Raw genomic sequence first — 3,394 nt, 5'->3', positions numbered from 1 at the left:
TTCTTCTCTATCACTAACCCAGTCGCAATCAATTGTATATGCCTCGTAGTTTCTTAGTGCCTGTTCGCTATCGTTCTAGGGGTTGGTCAGGGTTCCCGGAATGAACCGCCCGGTCCGGGCACGCGCGCCGACCGCATCGGCGAACTTCTCGGCCGGGAACCGGCCGTACTGCCGGGAGGACGCGACCAGGATCTGCTCGGGATTGTAGTTCGCGAGGAACGACGCCGCCGTCCGTATACGGCTATCGGTCTGGGAGACGTCGAGAACGTACAGGCCGTCCGTCCGGACGCGGTGGATGAACCGGTCCATCGATTTGGTCTTCTGTTGGGTCCCGATGTGGACTCCCGCCGCGAGGTAGTCTTCGACCGGAATGAGCAGATCGACCTCCTCGTCCGGCATGACGTCCTCGTCGAGTACCGGCTCCTCGTCCGTGTCGTCCGTCTGTTCGGGTTCGGCCTCGGCGGTCGCCTCTTCGGCGTCCGCTTCGGCGGGCGTTTCCTCCGCTGTGGGGTCGGCCTCCTCGGCCGCGGCCGCCGTTTCGTCGAGTTCCTCGTCGAGCTCGTCTTCGAGTTCGTCGAGTTCCTCGTCGAGTTCGGTGGCGTCGATCCCCTCTTCGTTGTCGCTCATGCGTTTGCCTCGATTCTAATGAGTTCGTTCAGCTTTGCGGTTCGCTCGCCGCCGACCGCGCCCGTCTTGATGAAGGGGGCGTCAGTCGCGACGGCGAGGTGTGCGATCGTCGTGTCCTCGGTCTCTCCGCTCCGGTGTGAGACCACCGGCGCGTAGCCGTTCTCGACGGCCACCTCGATGGCGTCGAACGTATCCGAGAGCGTCCCGATCTGGTTCGGCTTGATCAGGATGCTGTTTCCGGCGCCCGCCTCGATGCCGCGTTCGAGCCGGTCCGTGTTCGTCACGAACAGGTCGTCGCCACAGATCAGCGGTCGCCCCGCCTTCCGGGCTCCCGTTTCGGGGGCGACCCGATCGAGTAGTTCCGCGAACCCCTCGAAGTCGTTCTCGTCGAGGGGGTCCTCGACGTAGACGAGGCCGTATTCCTCGATCAGCCCCGCGATGTACTCGCGCTGTTCGTCGGGCGTCTTCGTCTCGTCACCGTACCGGTAGACGCCGTCCTCGTAGAGTTCGGCGCCCGCCACGTCGAGCCCGAAGCCGATCTCGAAGCCGACCTCGTCGGCGACGGCTCCGACAGCCTCCGCGACGATCTCGAAGGCCTCGCTGTCGTCGATCGAGGGTGCCCACGCCCCCTCGTCGCCTTTCGCGGCGGCGATCCCACGGTCGGCGAGGATCTCGCCGATACGGCGGTGGACCGTCGCGTTCGCAAAGACGGCATCGGCCACCGAAGGCGCCCCGACAGGCGCGGCGAGGAACTCCTGGATGTGGGTCGCATCGGCGGCGTGTTCGCCGCCGCCGATGACGTTTCCGAGCGGGATCGGGAAGTTACGGCCCCGGAACGCGCCGCCGAGGTGCTGATACAGCGGGACGCCGAGGACGTCGGCGGCCGCCTTCGCGGCGGCCATCGAAATCGCGACCGCGCTGTTGGCGCCGATCTCCGAGAAATCGGAGGTCCCGTCGGCACCGCGGAGCGCGCTGTCGACGCCGCGCTGGTCGCCGGCGTACACCTGGCCCTCGAGCCGCGGGACGGCGAGTTCTCGGGCCTTCGTGATCGCCTCGTCGACCGGGATCTCGACTGCTTCGTGCTCGCCGGTCGAGGCACCCGAGGGAGCGGCACCGCGCCCGAACCCGCCGTCTTCGGTCCGGACTTCGGCTTCGACCGTCGGGTTTCCGCGGCTGTCGAGTACCCGACGGAGCCGCACCTCGGTGACGAGCGTCATCTCTCACCCCGATGGACGGTGAACGGCAGGACGTCGGCGTCGTACTCCTCGGCAGCGACGAGGATCGGCTCCGTCTGATCGGTATCGATGAGCACCGGCGCACCGTAGGACACCTGCAGGGCTCTGGCCCCCAGGATGCGTGCCTTCTCGTAGCGGTTGGTTCCTCTCATTGGTAGGGGGAGACGATGTCGACGAGGTCTTTGTGTGAGACGAGCATCCGCCGACAGCAGGCGCGCTCGACGCCGAGCTCGTCGAGGACCTCCGCGGGGTCCTCCTCGCCCTCGCGGGCGCGCTGCTTGAACTCTTCCCAGTGTTCGCCGACGACGTTACCGCACGTGAAACACCGAACCGGTACCATCATGCCTTCATCACCTCAGCGGTACGATTTCTGGTAGCGTGCCCGCGCGCCGGGGCCGCCCCACTTTTTCGGTTCGGACTGCCGTACATCGTTGACGAGCAGCGAGCGATCGAAGGACATGAACGCGTCCCGTAGTTCGGCGTCGTTGGTGTGTTCGACGAGGCCACGGGCGATCGCTGTTCGGACCGCGTCGGCCCGGCCGGCGAACCCGCCGCCGGAGACCGTGACTTCGATGTCGACGGCCTCACGGAGGTCCTCCTCGGCGATGCGGAACGGTTCGAGCATCTTCAGCCGCGCCTGCTCGGGCTCTGTGAGTTCGACCGGTTCGGAGTTGATCCGAACCCGGCCGTTACCCTCCGAAACCGTCGCGCGGGCGACAGCCGTCTTCTTCTTTCCGGACGTGTTTGTTACCATGTGACGTTAGCACCCAGTTCCTCGCTTACCGCTCCGAGCGGAACGAATTTGATGTTCGACAGCCGATCCAGTGAGGTCCCCTCGAGGACGTCCGCCTGAACGCCGTCGTCGGCCTCGTAGGGATCGCCCACGTAGACGCGGACGTTCTCGAACGCCTCGCGGCCGCGGGTCGTCTTGTACGGCAACATCCCACGGATCGAGCGTTTGAACAGCCGGTCCGGCCGTTTTGGGTAGTGTGGGCCGCGATCGGAGCCGACCTCGCTCCGTCCCCGGTAGACGTCCATGACGTCGTCTTCGCTGCCGGTGATGACCGCCTTCTCGGCGTTGACCACCGCGATACGCTCGCCGTCGAGCGCTCGTTCGGCGACCTTCGATGCGACGCGACCGAGGATACAGTCGCGGGCGTCGACGACGACGTCCGCGTCGAATTCTGCGTAGCTCATCGGATCACCCGCACGTTCGACCCGTCGGGATTGTTTTCGAGTGCCTGTTCCAGTTCTATCGCTTCGCCGACCTGTTCGATCTTCGTTTCGGCCGTCGACGAGAAGTCGACGGCTGCGACGGTGACCCCCTTCCGGAGGGCACCCGACCCGAGCACCTTGCCGGGCACGATAACGGTCTCGTCGTCTCTGGCGTACCGCTCGATGCGGCCCAGATTAACTTCCGCGTGCGTGCGCCGGGGCTTTTCGAGGCGCTCGGCCACATCGCTCCAGACCTCGCCGCCGCCGTTGCGGGCGGTCGACTTCAGTTCGGCGATGAGGCTTGTTAGCCTCGGGTT

At 65.9% G+C, this 3,394-nt stretch carries 6 protein-coding genes and 1 pseudogene; all 7 read right to left on the bottom strand.

What is annotated here, in order from left to right; all coding sequences use genetic code 11:
• Window positions 1-78: 78 nt before the first annotated feature.
• Window positions 79-627: pseudogene (locus KM295_RS13005) on the bottom strand (30S ribosomal protein S2); the annotation flags it as partial.
• Window positions 624-1,844 carry a phosphopyruvate hydratase gene (gene eno, locus KM295_RS13000; protein ID WP_256030385.1) on the bottom strand — a complete coding sequence of 407 codons (1,221 nt, stop codon included), beginning with the start codon at window positions 1,842-1,844 and terminating at the stop codon, window positions 624-626. The gene eno and the pseudogene KM295_RS13005, both read right to left, overlap by 4 nt.
• Window positions 1,841-2,014: a DNA-directed RNA polymerase subunit K gene (locus tag KM295_RS12995; RefSeq protein ID WP_256030384.1), complete on the bottom strand. Its 174-nt coding sequence runs from the start codon at window positions 2,012-2,014 to the stop codon at window positions 1,841-1,843. The genes eno and KM295_RS12995 overlap by 4 nt, the downstream gene beginning before the upstream one ends.
• Complete coding sequence (locus KM295_RS12990) at window positions 2,011-2,205, bottom strand: DNA-directed RNA polymerase subunit N (RefSeq protein WP_256030383.1); 195 nt, start codon at window positions 2,203-2,205, stop codon at window positions 2,011-2,013. The genes KM295_RS12995 and KM295_RS12990 overlap by 4 nt, the downstream gene beginning before the upstream one ends.
• Before the next feature lie 12 nt (window positions 2,206-2,217).
• On the bottom strand, window positions 2,218-2,616 hold the full coding sequence (locus KM295_RS12985; protein WP_256030382.1) for a 30S ribosomal protein S9: 399 nt from the start codon (window positions 2,614-2,616) through the stop codon (window positions 2,218-2,220).
• Window positions 2,610-3,059: a 50S ribosomal protein L13 gene (locus KM295_RS12980; protein ID WP_256030381.1), complete on the bottom strand. Its 450-nt coding sequence runs from the start codon at window positions 3,057-3,059 to the stop codon at window positions 2,610-2,612. The genes KM295_RS12985 and KM295_RS12980 overlap by 7 nt, the downstream gene beginning before the upstream one ends.
• A partial coding sequence (locus KM295_RS12975; RefSeq protein WP_256030380.1) for a 50S ribosomal protein L18e occupies window positions 3,056-3,394 on the bottom strand: 339 nt, incomplete at its 5' end. The genes KM295_RS12975 and KM295_RS12980, both read right to left, overlap by 4 nt.

This window comes from Natronomonas aquatica (assembly GCF_024449025.1).
Taxonomy (GTDB): Archaea; Halobacteriota; Halobacteria; order Halobacteriales; family Haloarculaceae; genus Natronomonas; species Natronomonas aquatica.
The sequence above is the reverse complement of the archived record's forward strand: the minus strand, read 5'-3'. Positions and strand labels throughout refer to the sequence as shown.

What these genes read in the sequence shown, in the direction of transcription:
- KM295_RS12985 (WP_256030382.1), bottom strand. Translation starts at nt 2,616, where the DNA reads ATGGTAACAAACACGTCCGGAAAGAAGAAGACGGCTGTCGCCCGCGCG.
- KM295_RS12990 (WP_256030383.1), bottom strand. Translation starts at nt 2,205, where the DNA reads ATGATGGTACCGGTTCGGTGTTTCACGTGCGGTAACGTCGTCGGCGAA.
- eno (WP_256030385.1), bottom strand. Translation starts at nt 1,844, where the DNA reads ATGACGCTCGTCACCGAGGTGCGGCTCCGTCGGGTACTCGACAGCCGC.
- KM295_RS12995 (WP_256030384.1), bottom strand. Translation starts at nt 2,014, where the DNA reads ATGAGAGGAACCAACCGCTACGAGAAGGCACGCATCCTGGGGGCCAGA.
- KM295_RS12980 (WP_256030381.1), bottom strand. Translation starts at nt 3,059, where the DNA reads ATGAGCTACGCAGAATTCGACGCGGACGTCGTCGTCGACGCCCGCGAC.